Here is a 727-nt window from a genome sequence, read left to right on the forward strand (position 1 = left end):
CCATTGCCCAGCGCTACACAACTCCTACTCACACAGGACTTATTTTTGCAACGGAGCCTATTTTTGCTGCGCTGTTTGCCGTTCTTTTTTTGCATGAGCTGTTTACGCTTAAAGAACTGATTGGTTCTGTTATTGTGGTTGCGGGGATTTTAATTGCTCAGTTAGACAATTTGCTACTTAAAAAAAGAGTTCATTATCAAGAGACATTGCCAAAGTAAAAGCCGCTAGATTCCTTAACCTAGCGGCTCACTTTATACCTTATATGTATAAAACTTTTTATCTACGTTCATCACCGGGAAATTCTCAGGCAGCTTTTCTTTCTCTATATGTTGAAACCCATTTTTCTCATAAAATCGATGAGCAGCTCTATATTGTAACGTGGTTCCTAAATATATTCTTTCCACTTCTCTCTCTTTTGCCCACGCGATGGCTGTATGCAATAATCGGTGAGCTGTTTTCAAGGTTGCTCCTCTATAAGACTTTGCTACAAACATTTTCCGCAGCGCTACTTGACGGCTGCCAATGTCTATTAAAGCTACGCTTCCTACTACTTTTTCGTTGCAAACAGCAACCCAGAAGTTTCCGTTTCCCTGTTGATAAAAGCTTTCGATTTCAAACAAATCAGGCTGATCTTTTTCTGTTATTGGAATTTGGTATTCTTGCTGCTGAATATGAAGAATTAAATCCACTACTTGCTGTTGATACTTGCTAGCATATGGCTGAATAA

General features: G+C 39.1%; 2 protein-coding genes. One reads left to right on the forward strand and one right to left on the reverse strand.

The genetic code is table 11. The annotated features are described in order from the left end of the window. Window positions 1–218 (forward strand): EamA family transporter (locus AC1DRF_RS30865; RefSeq protein ID WP_477742682.1); only part of this gene is annotated, 218 nt, incomplete at its 5' end. 33 nt (window positions 219–251) lie between these two features. On the opposite strand, the gene AC1DRF_RS30870 is transcribed toward AC1DRF_RS30865, so the two are convergent. Beyond that, the gene (locus AC1DRF_RS30870) at window positions 252–725 is read right to left on the reverse strand and encodes a GNAT family N-acetyltransferase (RefSeq protein WP_477742683.1); all 474 of its coding nucleotides are present in this window, start codon (window positions 723–725) and stop codon (window positions 252–254) included. Window positions 726–727: the final 2 nt, after the last annotated feature.

The sequence above is a fragment of the Priestia sp. P5_B4 genome, from assembly GCF_056400385.1.